This window comes from Kitasatospora sp. NPDC022856, from assembly GCF_055561235.1.
On record NZ_JBVHHE010000027.1, the window covers coordinates 15,189 to 31,285 of the forward strand.

The following is a 16,097-nucleotide window of genomic DNA, read 5'->3' on the forward strand; positions in this document are numbered from 1 at the left end:
TGGTGCTCCTTCGTTGCCAGGCCGCCACTATCGCTCCAAAGATATGACGTATTCAAGAGTCGGAAACCAAATCGTCATACTTTTGCGCGTTGCGGGGGCCGCCCGGCGAGCGGGCCGGCCGGGCCCTCTAGGCTGGCCGGATGGAGATCCAGGGGCTGCCCGGCCGACTGCTCGCCGACCTCGGACCGGCCATCGCCTCCGGTGAGATCCCCGAGGGTGCGGTCCTGCGCGCCGAGGAGCTGGAGCAGCGGTACGGGGTGTCGCGGACGGTGGTCCGCGAGGCCGTGCGGATCCTGGAGGGGATGGGGCTGGTCGCCTCCCGGCGGCGGGTCGGCAGCACCGTCCAGCCGAAGTCCGCCTGGGACGTCTTCGACCCGCTGGTGATCCGCTGGCGGCTGGCCGGGACCGACCGGCCCGCGCAGCTGCGCTCGCTCGGCTCGCTGCGGGTCGCGGTGGAGCCGGCCGCGGCCGCGCTCGCCGCCCGGCACGCCAGCGACGACGAGCGCCGCGAACTGCTCTCCCTCGCCGGTGAGTTGACGATGACGGCGCGGGCCGCCGACCTGACCGCCTTCCTCCGGCACGACATCGCCTTCCACGCGACCGTCCTGAAGGCCTCCGGCAACGAGATGTTCGCCCACCTCGGCGACACCGTCGGTGCGGTGCTCACCGGCCGCACGGAGTACCATCTGATGCCTCATCAGCCCGAGCCGTACGCGATCCGGTTGCACCGCGAGGTCGCGGAGGCGATCTGCGCGGGGGACGCGGCCCACGCCGAGCGGGCGATGCGCACGATCGCCGAGGGCGCGCTGGCGGAGCTCGACCAGCAGCTGGGGTGATTCGCCCGAGGGCGCGGTTTCCGGTGCAGATCACACGATTTGACGCCAGTTCGGCTGATTCCCGCGCATGGTTCGGGTACCACGGGGCAGAGTGGTGCGCAGGGGCGCGTTCCGGCGCGCCCGTCCCGCCGTCGTGAGCGCGCCTGGGGGTCGCCCGATGCCATCCGCACGCCGTCGCCGCCGTCGCCTGCCCGACGAGGTGCGCGCAGCCGCCGTCCGGGCGGTGCTCTGCCTGTCCTTCACCCTGGTCGGCCTGGTCGTCGCGGCGCTGGGCTCGTACGCGGACAGCTGGCTGATGACGCCGGCGCTGATGGCCATGGGGCTCGGGGTGTTCGGCACCATGTGGTGCCTGCTGGAGATCCTCATCTCGCGCCAGGTCGCCGCCCAGCGGATGCGCGGGCCGAACTCCGCCTCGCCGATGGCCGGCAGCCGGGCGCCCGCCGGGGTCCGGCCGGTGCCGCGCCCGGCGGGCCCCCCGACCGGGACGGCGCCCCAGCCGTGGGTGCCCACCGCGCAGGGGGCCCGGGTGGGTGGTCAGGCCGGCACGACGGCCCGGTAGTGGGTGGTGAGCCGGCCCCCGTCGTCCAGAACGTGGAAGGCGAGCATCGGCGGCTGCTCGAAGCTGATCCCGGGGCCGCCCTCGCAGGGCAGCGTGACGGTCGACACCACACCCGGCGCGACCAGTACGGGCAGACCGGCGAACACGGTGGCCGCGCCGGTGTGGGAGTGGCCGCAGAGCAGGGCGGCCACCTGGGGGTGGCGGGCCAGCACCTCGGCGAGCCGCTCCTCCCCGAACTGGCGGATCGGGTCGACGGTCGGCAGGTGGAGGACGACCGGCGGGTGGTGGAAGGCCACCAGTGCCGGCCGGTCCGGACGGCCCCCGGCCAGCTCGGCGTCCAGCCAGGCCAGCGTCCCGTCGTCGAGCAGGCCGTCGTCGCGGCCGGGGATCGACGAGTCGAGCAGCAGCAGGTCGGCGCCGGGCAGTTCGTGCCGCCGGTTGACCGGGCCGTCGGCGGGCGCCTCCCCCAGCAGTCCCTCCCGGTAGGGCGCGCGCCGGTCGTGGTTGCCGGGACAGGTGAGCACCGGGTGGCGGGAGACCAGCACCTTGGCGGCCTGCTCGTACTCCGCCGGCAGGCCGTGGTCCGCGAGGTCGCCGGTGATCAGGACGGCGTCCAGCGGGCCCGGCAGGGCGTTGAGGTACGCCATCACCCGCTCGGCCCGCCGGTACGCGCGCGCCGCCGTCCCGGCGCCACTCCTGGCCGAGGTGGATGTCACTGAAGTGAGCGATCGTCAGCATGCCCCCACGGTAGGCGGGCCGGTGGCGCCGGGGTAGCGGGGGTCAGGCCTGGCCCGGGGCCTCCACCGGGCGCTTGAACATCCGGGTCGCGGTGATCTCGCCGTGGATGGCCGGGCCGTCCGGGTCCTGCGGGGCGGGCAGGCCGGGGCGCAGGTGCTCCTCCACCGAGATGTACTTGAGGCCGGCCCGCAGGTCAGCGTCGTTGCGCAGCCGGATGACCAGCGGGAACTCGGCCAGCGCGGTGGTGTCGAACAGGCCGGTGGTGTAGATCAGCTGGACACCGAGCGCGTCGGCGACCGCCCGCTGGAGCTCCAGCAGGTAGGTGGCGTTGGCGCGGCCGATCGGATTGTCCAGGAAGAGCGTGCCGGCGTGCCGCAGCTGGGACTGGCCCCGGTCGTTGGCCCGCAGCGCGGCCATCGTGCAGTACAGCGCGATGGCCGCGGTGAGCAGCTGGCCGCCGGAGAAGACGTCCGACATCTGGCCGACGCCGACCCGCTCGGCCCGCAGCACCGCGTCCGGCTTGAGGATCTCCACGCTGACGCCGCGCGGCCCGATCGCGGCGGCGACCCCGCGCAGCAGCAGGGACATCCCGTCGCGGCGCAGGTCGCTGTTCTTCCGGACGGCGGCGCGGGTGGCTTCGTCGATCACCTCGCCCAGCCGCTCCACCAGGGTGGCGTGGTCCGGGTCCTCGAAGCGGATCCGCAGGAACTCCTGGCCGGACCACTCCCCCAGGCCCTCGGGCAGCCGGGAGAGCCGCTGGGCGGCCCGCAGCGTGGTGAGCGAGGACTCGACCAGGCCGCGCAGCCGGTCGACGATCGAGCCGCGGTTGCGCTCCAGCTGGGCGAGCTCGTCGGTCAGCACCCGCAGCCGGGGCGCGAAGGCGGTGGCCCAGGCGGCGGCGTGGTCGGGCAGGGCGGCGGCGGGCAGTTCGCGGATCTGCTGGCGGGCCGGGGTGCGGACGGCCTCGTAGCGCGCCGCGTTGGCGTGCCGGACGAGGGCGTCGGAGGCGTCCCGGACGGCGAGTTCGGCGGCGGAGAGTTCGCCGGCGGCGGTGCGCAGGGCGCGCCGGGCCTCGGCGGCGGCCGTCCGGGCGTCGGCGAGCGGGCCCAGGTAGGGCTCGACCGGGCGGCCGTCCTCGTCCTGGTGCTCGCGCAGGCCGTCGCGCAGCTGCCCGGCGTGCTCGTCGAAGTCGGCGGCGGCGGCCTGGGCGGCGTCGAAGGTCCGCTGCAGGTCGGCGTGGGCGGTGCGGGCGGCGTCGACGCTCTCGCGGCGCTCGGCCAGCCGGGTGGTGGCGGTGCGCAGCAGGACCTGGGCGTGCTCGGGGTCGGTGGGGACGAGGTCCTCGGGCAGCTCGGTGTGCGCCTCGCCGTCGGCGGGCGCGGAGCGTTCGGCCTCGCCGCGCAGCCGGCCGAGCTGCTCGCTGGCGGCGGCGGCGCGGGCCTCGATGGTGGCGACCAGCTCCTCCGCGCGGGCGGCGGCGGCCTGGCGGGCCGGGCCGTCGGCGCCGTCGGGGCTGCCCAGCAGCTCCTCCGCCCGGGTGCGCACCTTGTTGGTGAGCCGGTCGAGTTCGGTCGCGGCGGCGGCCTCGTCCCCCTCGGCCCGGGCCTGTTCGGCGCGGAGGTCGGCGCCGACGCCGACCTTCTCGTACAGCTGGGACGCGGCGCGGTAGGCCTCGCGCAGGGCGGGCAGGGCGACGGGGGCGGCGGCGGCGGGCTCGTCGGCCTGCTCGGCCGCGGGGATCTCGGCGCGCTCGGCGCGCAGGGTGCGGGCGGTGCGGCGGGCGTCGTCGGCGGCGCGCTGGGCGGCGCGGCGGTCCTCGTCGCAGGTGCGGGCGCGCTCGGCGCACTGGGCCTGGCGGCGGTCGCACTCGGTCGCGTCCTCGGCGAGTTCGCGCAGGCTCCGCGTCCAGCCGGCGCGCTCGCGCAGGCGGAAGGCGAGGCCGGAGAGGGCGTCGGCGCGGCGCCGGGCCTGCTGGGCGGCCTCGCGCTGCTCCTCGTGCGCGAACGCGGCGGCGGCGTGGTCGCTCTCGGCCTCGTCGTGGTCGGCGCGCAGGGTGGCCAGCGCGGCGGCGGCCTGCTCGGCGTGCTCGTGGGCGGCCTCGGCGGCGGCGGCCAGCTCGGCGAGGGTGCCGGGCGGGCAGCTGGCGTGCCAGGAGGCGAGGCGGGCGGCGAGGGCGCGGTCGCCGCCCAGCCGGGCGGCCAGCTCGCGGATGTGCTCCTCGCGGGCGGTGGCGCGTGAGCGCAGCTCGCGGCGCTCGCCGTCGGCGGCGGTCTCGTCGTGCATGGCCGGGTTCGGCGGGACGAGGAAGAAGGCGGGCTCGCCGGTGATGGGCGCGATCAGCGCGGCGGCGGCGCCGACCGCGACGGTGGAGCGCGGCAGCAGCGCGGCGGAGTGCAGCGTCTCGCGGGCCCGGTCCAGCGAGTGGGGGTCGGTGATCACCACGCCGTCGACCAGCTCCGGCCGGGCGGCGAGGATCGCCTCGTGGTCCGCCGGGTCGACGGACTGGGCCAGGTAGCGCCAGCCGGGCAGCGCGGGGATGCCGTGCTCGGCGAGGTACTCGACGGTGGCGAGCACGTCCGGGCCGGGCGGCAGCAGGCCGCCGTCGCCGAGCGCGGCGAGGATGCGGGAGTCGTCGGCGGCCGCGGTGCGCAGGTCGAACAGGGTGCGTTCGGCGGTGGCGATCGCGTCGTCGAGCAGTTCCCGGAGCGTCTCGGCGGAGCGGTCGAGGACCGCGGGGGTGAGGAAGCCGGAGTCCTCGTCCGCGTCCTCCTGGTACGGGGTGAGGGAGAGCAGGTCGGCGAGCCTGGGCTCGGTGGCGAGCAGGGCCGCGGTGCGCTGCTCGGTGGCGAGCGCCTGGGCGGCGGCCTTGCGGGCGTCGGTGGCGCGGGCTTCGGCGAGTTCGGCCCGGCCGGTGGCCGCGGCGGCCTCGCGCAGCCGGGCCGCGGCGGCCTCGGCGGCCGTGCGGGCCTGCGCGAGGGCGGCCGCGGCGGTCTTCTCCACGTCGGCGGCGTGCAGGGCGGCGCGGGCCGGGTCGGGCTCGGCGGTTCCGGGGTCGATCCAGCCGGCCTCGACCGCGGCGGCGGTCTCCCGCTCGACCTCGGCGAGGCGCTGGCGCAGGTGGTCGGACTCGCTGCGGGCCTTCTGGGCGGCGGTGGCGGCCTCGGTGGCGTCGGACTGGGCCTTGGCGCCGTCCGCCTGGAGCTCGCCGGCGCGCTGCTCCTCGGTGTCGGCGCGCTCCTCGGCGGCCGCGGCGGCGCTCTCCAGGGCGCGGGCCAGCGCGGTGGCGGCACGGGCGCGGGCGGCGAGCGCCGGGGCGGCGTCGAGCTCGGCCTCGCGGATCGCGGCGGCGACCCTGGCCACCCGGTCGGCGGCGGCGCGCTGGCGCAGCACGGCCTCGGCGGCCTGCCAGGCGGAGTGCAGGGTGCGGGCGTCGATGAGCTCGCGGCGCAGCGCGGCGGCCTCGGTGGTGGCGGCGGCCAGGCCGAGGGTGGCGTGCCGGTGGGTCAGCTCGGCGGTGATCAGGGTGTGCCGGGTGCGGTCGGCCTCGGCCGCGGTGACGGCGCTCGCGGCGGCGGCGACCTCGATGGAGAGGTCCTGGGCGCGGTCGCGTTCGGCGGCGGCGCGCGAGGTCAGGGCGTGGGCGAGGCGGCGGGTGCGGCGCTCGGCGGTGCGGTGGGCCTCGCGGACGGTCTCCCGCGCGATGGTGGACTCGGCGATGCGCTCCAGCAGCTCCAGCGAGCCGGCGGTGAAGTCGCGTTCGGCGGTGAGCTCGGCGCGGCGGCCGAGCTTGGCGGCGAAGCCGTGGACGAGGTCGGCCAGGCCGTCGGTGTCCCGGGTGTCGGTGACGGCGCGCAGCAGCAGGTCGGTGAAGTCGCTGTCGTGCTTGACCGCGAACAGGCCCGCCGCCTCGCCCTCGTCGGCGTTCATCTCGCGCTGGTAGCGGAAGAGTTCGGGGTCGAGGCCGAGTTCGCCGAGGTGCTCCGTCCAGCGGTCGTGGCCGTCCTCGAAGACCAGGTCGAGGTGGGGGTGGGCCTTGCCGGCCTCGGTGAGGGCGTCGCGGAATCCCTTCATGGTGCGGCGGCGGCCGCGGGCCTTCTGGTCGCCGGCCAGGCTGACCCGCTCGGCGACCGGCAGGGAGTCCAGCGTCAGGCCCGGCCCGGGGCGGAAGGAGTACCAGGTCTCGGCGAACTTGCGCGGGTCGGAGGAGACCTGCCGGCCCCGCCACTCGCTGACCTTGCCGACCACGATCGGCTCACCGGTGACGGTGTGCTGCCACTCCAGGGCGACGTGGCCGCAGTCGTCGGCCAGCAGGAACTTGCGCAGCACGCCGGAGCTGGCACCGCCGAGGGTGTTGCGGTGGCCGGGGAGCATCACCGAGAAGATCAGCTTGAGCAGGACGGACTTGCCGCCGCCGTTCTCCAGGAAGAGCACCCCGGCGGGGGCGGGCCGGCGGATCGGCCCGTCCGGCTCCTCGCCGAACAGGCCGATCTGCTGGGGGGCCGGGTCGGAGACGGGCTCGCCGACACCGCGCAGGTCGAGCACCGTGTCGGCGTAGCGGGCGCCGGCCGGTCCGATCGAGTACAGGCGGACCCGGTTGAGCTCGTACATGTGCGGCGGTTCTCCAGTGCGGGTGGGTCAGGAGTGCGTGGTCAGGGGTGCCCGGCCCGGTGGCGCGGCGGGCCGGTCCGGGTGGGGGCCCGGGGTCAGAGCGCGTGGAACGGCAGGCCCGCGTCGGCGACCAGCTCGTCCCCGGTGTCCGGGGGCAGCAGGCTGGCGGTGCCGTCGGAGACCGGGACGATGCCGAGGTCGAGCAGTTCGGCCATGGCGGCGCTGCCGGCCAGGTCGCGGACCTGGAGCTGGTAGCGGGCGGTGGTGCGGTAGGTGCCGCCGGCGTCGTCCGAGGTCTTCTGCAGGAAGCCGGAGTCGACCAGGAACATCACGGCCTTGGCGACGATGCCGATGGTGGAGCCGGACAGCCGGCGGGCGTCCTTGGTGGCGCCGGTGGCGGTGCGCCGGGCCCAGACCCGCCAGGCGGCCTCCAGGCCGGGGGCGTCGCTCTGCGGGTCGGTGTTGGCGCCGTCGGCCTCGGCCTGCTCCTCCAGCCGGCGGCAGGCCTGGCGGACGAAGGCGTCCACGCCGTTGACCGTGATCCGGCCGAGGTAGCCGTCGTCGGCGAGGTCCTCGGGGCGGGGGAAGGCCATCGCGGCGACGGCGAGGTGGGCCAGGCCGTGCAGGAAGCGGTCGGTCGACTCGGAGGCGGCGCGGCGCGAGTAGTCGCCCATCCGGACCGCGAAGACGGAGTCCTCGGCGGCGGCCACGGCCATGCCGGCGCGCGGCGAGACCTCCAGGACGACCAGGCCCATGCCGGTGGCGACGGCGTCGGCGAGTCGGGCGAAGGGCGGGTCCTCGCGGTGGCGGCGGACCAGCTCGGCGTACTCTGCGTCGCGGGCGGGGAGCAGCTTGGCCTGCAGGCCGAAGGAGACCAGGCGGGCCGCGTCGGCGACGTCGGCCGGGGTGATCGGGGCCGGGGCGGCGGGCTCGGCCTCGGGTGCCCAGGACGTGTCGTGGTGGGTCGTCACGGGCGGTGCTCCTCGGGGGTGTTGCCACTGGTGCGGGTGGTGGGGCGGTCGGTCTCGGCTGCCGCGGGGCGGCGCCGGGGGTGCGTCGGCTGGCCGGTCGTCAACTGGCGTCCTTGCGGTCGGCCGCCATGCCGGCCGCGTCCAGCAAGGCGCTGCCGACGATGAGGTCGGCGCCGCCGAACTCGCGGTCCCGCAGCGGAGTGCCGTCGTCGACCGCGAAGAGCAGCCGCTCCTCCCCCTGCCGGTAGGCGGTGCCGACCGGCGGGCTGGCCGCGTGCACCGCCAGCAGGGCGACCAGGTAGGGGAGTTCGGGATCCTGTCGGCGGGCGTCGGCGAGCAGCCCGGAGAGCCGGCGGGGGGCGTCGGCGGGCAGGTCGAGCAGGACCAGCGCGGCCTCCAGCTGCGCCTCGGTGAACCGGCTGTCGTCGGGGGTGGCGACGAGGTCCGGATCGGGCAGCTCGGCGCCCAGGTGCTCGCGCTCGACCGGCGGGGTGAGCAGCAGGTCGACCAGGTCGGCGACCCGGACGGAGACCGGCGTGCGCAGACCGGTGCCGCGGGTGAAGAACGCGCCGGTCGGCCGGACGGCCTGCTCCACCGGCAGCCGCAGCACGGGGGCGAGCAGCTGCCCGTAGAGGTCGATGCCGCTGCGGGCGCCGGGCGCGGCGAAGGCCTGGCGGTCCTGCTCGGCGCGGAACAGCGGGCCGGCCTCCAGCAGGCGGGTCTGCAGCTGGGTGTGGCGGCGGATGCAGTCCTTGACGATGTCGACCAGCTCGGCGGCGCGGCGCTTGTGCTCGGGCTCCTCGGCCTCGTCGCGGGCCTTGCGGATGTTGGTGAGAATCGCGTTCTCGTGCCGGTAGCGGTCGGCGATGTGGTCGAGCGCCTCGTCGATGAGGTCGGGGACGGCCTGCATCCAGTCGACGGCGCGCACGTTGCGCCGGGTCGCGTCCAGGGCCCGGCGCAGCGTCTCGGCGTACTGGACCGTGCGGTAGCGGGCCTGCTCGGCGGCGAGCTGGGCGTCGGCCAGCCGGCCGCGCCGGATCAGCACCTCCAGCTTGACCTCGGCGGCGATCTGCGCGGAGGTGACGTCGGTGTCGAGGGCGCCGACCAGGACGTTGACCGCCTCGTCGGTGGTGCGCAGGTAGACGCCGCCGTCGGGGCCGGGCACCTCCTCGATCAGCTTGAAGTCGTAGTCGCGCCGGACGTACGCGCCGTCCTGGCCGAAGGTGCCGTAGACGGCGCGGAAGCCGCGGTCGACGCTGCCGACGTTGATCAGCGACTCCAGCACCCAGCGGGCGACCCGCTCGTGCTCGGCGGTCGGGCGGGTGGCGGCCTGGGCGGCGACCCGGGGCAGCAGCCGGGCGAGCACTATCTCGCGGTCGGCCCCGGTGTCGAAGTCCATGTGCAGGGTGACCAGGTCGATGGCGGCGAGGCCGACCTCGGCCATCGCGTAGCCGCCGTACTCGCCGGCCAGCATCACCTTGCGGCTGTCCAGGTCGTGCAGCGGGGCCGTGCAGGCCAGCGCCTTGAGCCGGCGGGCCAGGCCCTCGTCGGCGGCGGGGCCGGGCGCGGGCCGCGCGGCGGCGGCGGGCCCGGCGGGCCCGGCGGGCGGCCGGGGCCCGGACTCGGTGGGCGGGTCAGCGATGGCGGTCACGGTGGACAAGATTAGAGGTAGGCACCGACATCGACCGAAACGGACCTTACGGACGGCCCGGACAGGCGGTCGCACCGCGGGCGGTGGAACCGGCTTTCGGGAAAGTACCCGCACGATCCGGGCCCCACGGCCATCATGCCTCATATGATCATCCGACTGGTACGAGGCGGCCTGACCGCCGCCCTGGCCGTGGCCACGCTCACCGCCGGCACCGCGGCGGCCGGCACCGCGACCCCGGCCGCGACCGCCGCCCGCACGGCGGCCACCGGCCCGAACGTCAGCGTGACTCAGGCCGGCAACTACCCGATCTTCCCGGTCGACAGCACCAACTTCGCGGTGACCTGGACCTCCTCCGGCACCGCCGACCTCACCGGGGTCACCCACCTCACCGTCGAACTGCCGGCCGGTCTGACCACCAGCGGCGCGGCGATCACCTCGCTCCCCGACTACTCCTTCACCGAGACGGTCTCCCCCGACGGCCGCCGGCTGGACGCCTTCTTCACGGGCACCCGGGCTCCCGGGCGCAGCGAGTTCATGAAGGTCTACGTGGCCTCCCACGGCACCGGGCCGACCGGGACGATCAAGGTCACGGCGGCGAACCGGAACGACACCGACCCGTCCGACAACGTCTCCGACCACCTGCTCGGCAGTGGCCCGCAGACCCCGGCCGCCCCGCCCGCCCCGGCGGTGACGGGTATCGGCACGACCACCGGCCCCGGGACGGGCGGCACCGCCGTCACCCTGACGGGCACCGGCCTGGACAACGGCTTCGTCCTGTTCGGCGACGCCCTCGCGACCGGCGGCTGCACCGGCACCACCTGCACCGTGACCGCGCCCGGCGGCGCCGGCAGCGCGCCGGTGACGGTGGTGACCCCCGGCGGCTCCGCGGCCGCGCCGCACGCCTTCGACTACACCGGCGCGGCTCCCCCGGCGCCCCCCGCGCCGGTGGTGACCGGTCTGACCACGAGCACCGGGCCCGCCGCCGGGGGCACCAGGATCTACGTCCGGGGCAGCGGACTGGCCGCCGGCACGGTGCTCTTCGGCGGGGTGCCGGCCACCCTCCACTCGTGCGGGCCGACGCTCTGCTCGGCGACCGCCCCGGCCGGCACCGGCGTGGTGGACGTGACGGTGACCACCGCCGGCGGGACCAGTGCGCCGGTCGCGGCGGGGCGGTACACGTACACGGCCTGACGGGGTCGTACGGCGGGGCCCGGTGCCGGGAGCGGCGCCGGGCCCTTCGGCGTGCCCGGGGGCTCGGCGGCGGCAGGGCGGCCCGCGCGGCTCCCCGGGGTGAGCCCGGTCGCGGGGGCAGGCCCAGGGCAAGTTGAACACGTTCAATTCGACCGTCTAGAGTCACTTCCGTGCAGGTGGGACAGCCCGTCCCAGCTCCTCTTCGGCATGGGGGTCGACCGGTATGAACGGCACGTCCGAGAGCTTGATCCGAACCCCGCCCGCGGCCGAACAGCCCGTCCTCCGGCGGGTGCGGCGGTGGCTCTGGGCCTTCGTGGTCTGCCTGGTCCTGAGCGGTCTGACGGCCTTCCCGCTGGAGACCGAGACCCGCTGGCTGGCCGAGCTCGCGACCGGCCCGGCGGCCCCGGTCACCGACCACCTGCCGGGCGTCCTGGAGTGGATCGAGCGGATCCGCGACGGCGTGGCCGACACCGGTGCCCGCTACCCCTTCCTGGCCTACGGCACCGACTGGCTGGCCTTCGCGCACCTGGTCATCGCGGCCGCGTTCTGGGGGCCGATCAAGGACCCGGTCCGCAACATCTGGGTCGTCCGGTGGGCCGTCCTCGCCTGCGCGGGCGTCATCCCGCTGGCACTGGTCTGCGGACCGCTCCGGAGCATCCCGCTGTACTGGCGATTCATCGACATGTCGTTCGGCCTCGTCGGCGTGCTGCCGCTGCTGGTCGTGCTGCGCGCGCTCCGGCCGCTGGACCGGGCCGCCGGCGCCGCCACCGTCGCCGGCTGAGCCGTCCGGGGGACGCCCGGGCGGCGCTCCCACCCGTGCACCCGGCAGCGACCCGGGCAGCGGCGACGGCCGTCACGCGCAGGCCCTACGATCTGGCTCAACAGCTGCTGGGAGGCGGACGGGCGTGGCCGATGCGGTGATCGATCTCAATGCGGACCTCGGCGAGGGGTTCGGACGCTGGACGCTGACCGACGACGAGGCCCTGCTCTCCGTGGTGACCAGCGCCAACGTCGCCTGCGGCTTCCACGCGGGAGATCCGTCCACCATGCGGCGGGTCTGCGCGCTGGCCGCCGAGCGCGGCGTACGGATCGGCGCCCAGGTCTCCTACCGGGACCTGGCCGGCTTCGGCCGCCGGGCGATGGACGTCCCTCCGGAGGAGCTGGCCGACGAGATCGCCTACCAGATCGGCGCCCTCCAGGTGTTCGCCCGCGCGGCGGGCTCCCGCGTCTCCTACGTCAAACCGCACGGCGCCCTCTACAACCGGGTGGTGACCGACGCCGAACAGGCCGAGGCGGTGGTCGCGGGCGTGCTGCGGGCCGGGGCGGTCTGCGACGGCCCGCTCCCGGTGCTCGGCCTGCCCGGCTCACGGCTGCTGGCGGTCGCCGAGGGCGTCGGGCTCCCGGTGGTCGCCGAGGCGTTCGCCGACCGCGCCTACACCTGGGCGGGCACCCTGGTGCCGCGCAGCGAACCGGACGCCGTCATCCACGACCCCGAGACGGTCATCACGCGCGCGGTCGCGATGGCCCGGGACGGCGTGGTCGAGGCCGTCGGGGGCGAGCCGATCGGCGTCGAGGCGCGCTCGCTGTGCGTGCACGGTGACACCCCCGGGGCCGCCCAGCTGGCCTGGCGGATCCGCGGCGCGCTCGCCTCGGCGGGCGTGCGGGTGGAGCCCTTCGCGTGACGACCGGCGGCGGGACGGCGGGCCGGGCGGGCGGCGCGCCCGACGGCGGGCCCCCGGGCGCCCCGGTCGGCGACGCACCCCTGGTCCGGGCGGTCGGCGAGCGGGCGCTGCTGGTCGAGGTCGCCGGGACGGCCGAGGTCGGCGCGCTGTACGGCTGGCTGCGCGAACGGCAGGCGGCGGGTGAGCTGACCCCGGTGGAGGAGATCGTCCCGGCCGCGCGGACCGTCCTGCTCGACGGCGTGGCCGACGTCCGGGCGCTCACCGCCCTGCTGCGCACCGCCCGCCCCACGGCGGCCGGCGCCGCCCCCGGTCCCCTGCTGGAGGTGCCCACCGTCTACGACGGCGCCGACCTGGCCGAGGTCGCGGCGCTCTGGGAGGTCTCCCCCGAGGCGGCCGTCCGGATCCACACCGCGCCCGAGTACGTGGTCGCCTTCTGCGGCTTCGCCCCCGGTTTCGGCTACCTCACCGGCCTGCCGCGGCAGTACGGGACGCCGCGCCGGGCCTCCCCCCGCAGCTCCGTCCCGGCCGGCTCGGTCGCCCTGGCCGGCCCCTACACCGGCGTCTACCCGCGATCCTCCCCCGGCGGCTGGCAGCTCCTCGGCCGCACCGGCCTCCCGCTCTGGGACCCCTCCCGGGAGCCGGCCGCGCTGCTGGCCCCGGGCGTGCGGGTCCGCTTCACCGCGGTGCGCGGCGGTGCGGGGTGACGGCGCCCGGCGGGCCCTCGGCCGACCGGTCGCTGGCGGTCGTCCGGCCCGGGCCGCTGACCACCGTGCAGGACCTCGGGCGGCGCGGCGTCGCCCACCTCGGCGTGCCCCGGGCCGGCGCGCTCGACGAGCCCGCGCTGCGCGCCGCCAACCGCCTGGTCGGCAACGGGCCCGGCGCGGCCGCGCTGGAGACCACCCTCGGCGGGGTCGCCCTGCGTGCGCACGGGCCGGCCGTCGTCGCCGTCACCGGCGCGCCCGCCGCGGTCCTGGTGGACGGGCGGCCCGCCGCCTGGGGCGCGCCCGTCGTCGTCCCCGACGGCGCCCTGGTGGAGGTCGGCGCCGCCACCCACGGCGTACGGGGCTACCTCGCGGTGGCGGGCGGGATCGCGGTGCCCCCGGTGCTCGGCAGCCGCTCGGCCGACCTGCTCTCGGGGCTGGGCCCCGCTCCGCTGGCCGTCGGCGACGTGCTGCCGGTCGGGCCTCCCCCGCCCCACCGGCCCGCGCCCGACCTGGTGCCCCTGCCCGCTCCCCCGACCGAGCTGGTGCTGCGGCTGCGGCCGGGGCCGCGTGCCGACTGGTTCGCACCGGACGCGGTCGCCCGGCTGGCCCGCGACCGGTACCGGGTGGCGGCGGCGAGCAACCGGATCGCGCTGCGCACCGACGGCCCGCCGGTCGGCCGGGCCGTCAGCGGTGAACTGCCCAGCGAGGGCATGGTGCTGGGCGCCGTCCAGATCCCGCCGGACGGACGGCCGGTGGTCTTCCTGGCCGACCACCCCACCACCGGCGGCTACCCCGTCGTGGGCGTCGTGCCGCCCGCGGACCTCGCCGCGGCCGCCCAGGCCCGCCCGGGGACGCCGCTGCGGTTCGTCCTGCTGCGGGGGTGAGCGGGGCCCGGGGCCCGGGGCCCGGCGCCCACCACCGGGCGGCTCACTCGAAGCAGGTCGGGCAGGACTTGGTGGCGATCCGGTCGCGGTTGCCCGCGGTGGCCCGCAGGGGCTGCGCACGGGTGACGTGGTGGCCGGACACCGGCTCGGTCACCCAGCCGTACCGGGGCGCGGCGAGGACGCTCTCCGTGAGATGGAAGCACCCCGGCAGATGGGCGTAGCCGGTGGGCGAGACGATGGCCGTCGCCCCGGTCGGCCAGCCCGCCCAGGTGGCACCCAGCACCGCCATCGCACGGTCGAGTCGCGGCACCGACCCGTCGGCCGGGCAATCGCACCACGACATCTCGCACCGCTCGCACCAGTCGGCACCCACACCCGTCTCCTCCCCTGGGACGGGTGGATCCTACTGACCCCGGGCAGCGCCCTTCACCTCGGGACCACCTGGCCAACGAGGCGTCGGAGAAAGCGCTTTGAGTGGGGGTCAGCAGCTGCTTCCTCGACCTCCCGGAGCGCGTTCCGGAGGACACGGGCGAGGGTCCGGGCGTTGCACGGGCATCGGTCATCGCGTCGAGTCGGCGGTGCAGGACGCGCGAGAGGTCGGCGGTGGCGGCGAGGCTTGCCCGGCGGTCGCGGAGGGCCGGCAGCAGCTCGAAGCCCGGGTCTCCGGCGAGCGGTTACGGATCGATCGCCGGCCAGGGCGCGCGGCCACCCGGCGAAGGGGCAGGACAGGGCAGGGCGGTCTCAGGCTCGACGGGCCAGCGCGGTGGCCGCGATCGCGGCGAACCCGTCCGGGTTGTCGAACATGATGTTGTGGCCGCAGTCCGGGACCGCCACCACCTCGACCCCCGACGCCCGCAGCCGCTCCGCCCCCGGCAGCTCGCCGTCGGCCTGCGGGTGGAGGAACGTCCTGGGGATCTCCAGGTCCAGCAGGATCTCGCGCATGGTCGGCACGGTGCCCCGGGCGGTGTGGACGGCGCTGCGGTGGAGGGCCTCGGGACCGGCCAGCCGCATCGTGGACCACCAGAGCGGCCCGACCCACCTCCGCACCTCCTCCCGGCCGCCGGCCAGGAACTCCTCCTCGCCGAAGGTCGCGATCCCGCTGCTGCCCGGGCAGCGGACCGGCGTGATCGGATCGAGGTTGGCGTCGACCAGGAGGAGGTTCGCGACCAGCCGGGGGTGCCGGTGGGCGAGGACGATCGCCACCGCGCCGCCCATGCTGTGCCCGACCAGCTCGACCTCCGCCAGCCCGGCCTCGTCGAGCGCCGCCGCCACCGCGTCGGCGTGGGCCTCCAGCGTGTACGGGAAGTCGGTGGGCCGGTCGCTGATGCCGAAGCCCAGCAGGTCCAGCAGGAGCGAGCGGCGCCCGGCCAGCAGCGGGTGGGCCGCCGCACCGGCGAAGTAGACGGGCGAGCTGGCTCCGAGGCCGTGCAGATAGACCCGGGCCGGCTCGGCACCGGGCACCTCCACCCAGCGGATCCGGTCCTCGCTCGGGGTGACGATGGCCTGGCGCATGGTCGTACTCCTTCTCGGGGCAGGGCTGAAGCAGGGCAGAGCAGGGCTGACGCGGGGCCGGACGCCCGGCCGGCGGGGCGCCGCGGATCACCGCGACGGAAGGACCATACCTCGGCAGCGAGGTATAGCGACAGCGAGTCAACGCAGCCCGATCTGAGAGAGTGGCCCCATGCTGAAGCTCGCGATCCTCGGGTTCCTCCGCGACCGGCCACTGCACGGCTATGAGCTGCGCCGCCATCTCGCCGCACTCACCGGACACGTCCGGCCGATCAGCGACGGCACGCTCTACCCGGCGATCAAACGCCTGGAGGCCGACGACCTGCTGGTCCGTACGACCGAGCCGGGTACGGCGGCGGCGCCCCGGCACACCCTCCACCTCACCGAGGCCGGCCGGACCGCGCTGCTCGACCGGCTCCGCACCCCGGAGGACCTGGACATCAGCGACGAGAACCGCTGGTTCACCGTGCTGGCCTTCCTGCGCCACCTCGACGACGACCCGCGGGCACAGGCCGCCGTGCTGCGCCGCCGGCTCGCCTTCCTCAGCGAGCCGGCCAGCTTCTTCTACGACGGCGCCCGCCCGGTGGGCGCCGAGGAGTTCGGCGACCCGTTCCGACGCGGGATGCTGCTGATCGCCCGCGCCACCACGGAGGCCGAGCTGGCCTGGCTGCGCGAGACCCTGACCGCCCTCGACCGGCCCTGACCCGGGACACCGCGGCCCCCGCCTCCCGGCCGAACCCGGGAGACGGGGGCGCACCCGCTCG

Annotated in this window: 14 protein-coding genes; 8 read left to right on the forward strand and 6 right to left on the reverse strand. The window is 76.5% G+C overall.

The features are described 5' to 3' along the window. Positions 1–140: 140 nt before the first annotated feature. Positions 141–836 (forward strand): FadR/GntR family transcriptional regulator, encoded by a 696-nt coding sequence (locus tag ACZ34W_RS28345; protein ID WP_465608095.1) that lies wholly within the window; start codon positions 141–143, stop codon positions 834–836. A 157-nt stretch (positions 837–993) separates the two neighbouring features. Beyond that, positions 994–1,395: a hypothetical protein gene (locus tag ACZ34W_RS28350; protein WP_329490855.1), complete on the forward strand. Its 402-nt coding sequence runs from the start codon at positions 994–996 to the stop codon at positions 1,393–1,395. Here ACZ34W_RS28350 and ACZ34W_RS28355 read toward each other — a convergent pair. The 4 genes from ACZ34W_RS28355 to ACZ34W_RS28370 all read right to left on the reverse strand — a co-directional run bounded on the left by ACZ34W_RS28355 (position 1,371) and on the right by ACZ34W_RS28370 (position 9,363). Further along, a complete protein-coding gene (locus ACZ34W_RS28355) occupies positions 1,371–2,111 on the reverse strand; it encodes a metallophosphoesterase (protein ID WP_465608098.1) in 741 nt (246 codons plus the stop codon). The genes ACZ34W_RS28350 and ACZ34W_RS28355 overlap by 25 nt on opposite strands. Positions 2,112–2,175: 64 nt before the next feature. Beyond that, on the reverse strand, positions 2,176–6,741 hold the full coding sequence (locus ACZ34W_RS28360) for a hypothetical protein (RefSeq protein WP_465608100.1): 4,566 nt from the start codon (positions 6,739–6,741) through the stop codon (positions 2,176–2,178). A 95-nt stretch (positions 6,742–6,836) separates the two neighbouring features. Further along, complete coding sequence (locus tag ACZ34W_RS28365; protein ID WP_329490851.1) at positions 6,837–7,712, reverse strand: hypothetical protein; 876 nt, start codon at positions 7,710–7,712, stop codon at positions 6,837–6,839. Positions 7,713–7,812: 100 nt separating this feature from the next. Next, positions 7,813–9,363 carry a hypothetical protein gene (locus ACZ34W_RS28370; protein ID WP_465608102.1) on the reverse strand — a complete coding sequence of 517 codons (1,551 nt, stop codon included), beginning with the start codon at positions 9,361–9,363 and terminating at the stop codon, positions 7,813–7,815. 144 nt (positions 9,364–9,507) lie between these two features. Between ACZ34W_RS28370 and ACZ34W_RS28375 the strand changes: the two genes are divergently transcribed. The 5 genes from ACZ34W_RS28375 (at position 9,508) to ACZ34W_RS28395 (ending at position 13,824) form a co-directional block, all read left to right on the forward strand. Then, positions 9,508–10,554 (forward strand): IPT/TIG domain-containing protein, encoded by a 1,047-nt coding sequence (locus ACZ34W_RS28375; protein ID WP_465608104.1) that lies wholly within the window; start codon positions 9,508–9,510, stop codon positions 10,552–10,554. A gap of 223 nt (positions 10,555–10,777) precedes the next feature. Beyond that, positions 10,778–11,335 carry a hypothetical protein gene (locus ACZ34W_RS28380; protein ID WP_465608106.1) on the forward strand — a complete coding sequence of 186 codons (558 nt, stop codon included), beginning with the start codon at positions 10,778–10,780 and terminating at the stop codon, positions 11,333–11,335. A gap of 124 nt (positions 11,336–11,459) precedes the next feature. After that, positions 11,460–12,236: a LamB/YcsF family protein gene (locus ACZ34W_RS28385; protein WP_352295067.1), complete on the forward strand. Its 777-nt coding sequence runs from the start codon at positions 11,460–11,462 to the stop codon at positions 12,234–12,236. 80 nt (positions 12,237–12,316) lie between these two features. Then, positions 12,317–12,940 (forward strand): 5-oxoprolinase subunit PxpB, encoded by a 624-nt coding sequence (gene pxpB / locus ACZ34W_RS28390; protein WP_329492357.1) that lies wholly within the window; start codon positions 12,317–12,319, stop codon positions 12,938–12,940. Next, positions 12,937–13,824 (forward strand): 5-oxoprolinase subunit C family protein, encoded by an 888-nt coding sequence (locus ACZ34W_RS28395; protein WP_329490847.1) that lies wholly within the window; start codon positions 12,937–12,939, stop codon positions 13,822–13,824. The genes pxpB and ACZ34W_RS28395 overlap by 4 nt, the downstream gene beginning before the upstream one ends. 43 nt (positions 13,825–13,867) lie before the next feature. Here the strand turns inward: ACZ34W_RS28395 and ACZ34W_RS28400 are convergent, their stop codons facing one another. Further along, positions 13,868–14,197, reverse strand: coding sequence for a hypothetical protein (locus ACZ34W_RS28400; protein ID WP_329490846.1), 330 nt, complete (start codon positions 14,195–14,197; stop codon positions 13,868–13,870). 368 nt (positions 14,198–14,565) lie between these two features. After that, positions 14,566–15,336 (reverse strand): alpha/beta fold hydrolase, encoded by a 771-nt coding sequence (locus tag ACZ34W_RS28405; protein ID WP_465608110.1) that lies wholly within the window; start codon positions 15,334–15,336, stop codon positions 14,566–14,568. Positions 15,337–15,505: 169 nt separating this feature from the next. Between ACZ34W_RS28405 and ACZ34W_RS28410 the strand changes: the two genes are divergently transcribed. Continuing rightward, a complete protein-coding gene (locus ACZ34W_RS28410; RefSeq protein WP_465608112.1) occupies positions 15,506–16,036 on the forward strand; it encodes a PadR family transcriptional regulator in 531 nt (176 codons plus the stop codon). Positions 16,037–16,097 lie beyond the last annotated feature (61 nt).

Coding starts and splice junctions, on each gene's coding strand:
- ACZ34W_RS28345 (WP_465608095.1), top strand. CDS start 141: ATGGAGATCCAGGGGCTGCCCGGCCGACTGCTCGCCGACCTCGGACCG.
- ACZ34W_RS28405 (WP_465608110.1), bottom strand. CDS start 15,336: ATGCGCCAGGCCATCGTCACCCCGAGCGAGGACCGGATCCGCTGGGTG.
- ACZ34W_RS28360 (WP_465608100.1), bottom strand. CDS start 6,741: ATGTACGAGCTCAACCGGGTCCGCCTGTACTCGATCGGACCGGCCGGC.
- ACZ34W_RS28380 (WP_465608106.1), top strand. CDS start 10,778: ATGAACGGCACGTCCGAGAGCTTGATCCGAACCCCGCCCGCGGCCGAA.
- ACZ34W_RS28410 (WP_465608112.1), top strand. CDS start 15,506: ATGCTGAAGCTCGCGATCCTCGGGTTCCTCCGCGACCGGCCACTGCAC.
- ACZ34W_RS28375 (WP_465608104.1), top strand. CDS start 9,508: ATGATCATCCGACTGGTACGAGGCGGCCTGACCGCCGCCCTGGCCGTG.
- ACZ34W_RS28350 (WP_329490855.1), top strand. CDS start 994: ATGCCATCCGCACGCCGTCGCCGCCGTCGCCTGCCCGACGAGGTGCGC.